The organism is Streptomyces sp. SID13726 (assembly GCF_010548375.1).
In the GTDB taxonomy this organism is placed as follows: Bacteria; Actinomycetota; Actinomycetes; order Streptomycetales; family Streptomycetaceae; genus Streptomyces.
In genome coordinates this window covers 1-495 of record NZ_JAAGLY010000299.1, presented here as the reverse complement: position 1 = coordinate 495, position 495 = coordinate 1, and the positions used below count along the sequence as shown (strand labels likewise).

Here is a 495-nt window from a genome sequence, read left to right as displayed (position 1 = left end):
GTGTAGCTGACGTCCGTGCCGTAGTACCGGGCGTAGCGGATCGGGACGTCGCAGAAGAACTCTTCGTTCGGGTACCGGACGACGTCCCACACCGCCAGCGTCGGCGGAACCTCACGCTCGAGCAGCCGCCGATGAAGCTGTTGAGCATCGCTCCACGCCTGGGCAGACGTGTCTCGGCGCTGTATCTCCGCGACCTCGGACGAGCTGAACCTGCCCTTGCTCCGACGGTGGTCTCGGTAGGTGGCACTGCCCTTCACGATCGACACGACGACGAGGACGATCGGCGCGACGAAGAGACCGACGAACAGCGCCACGGCGGCGAGGATCCACCAACCCTCGAAGCCCTCGCGCTCGCTCAGGCGCGAGAGCCCGAGGGCGCACGCGTAGAACGCGATCGGCGCCAGGAGCAACGGCACGATCCACCGTGCGTGCCGCCTGAACGGAGCCGCCTTGGCCATCCCGCGCGGATCATCCATCGAAGCCCCCTGCTTCCGT

General features: G+C 67.3%; 1 protein-coding gene. It reads right to left on the bottom strand.

From position 1 onward, the window contains the following. Positions 1-476 (bottom strand): hypothetical protein (locus G3I78_RS47740; protein ID WP_203616524.1); only part of this gene is annotated, 476 nt, incomplete at its 3' end. Between the last annotated feature and the right edge of the window lie 19 nt (positions 477-495).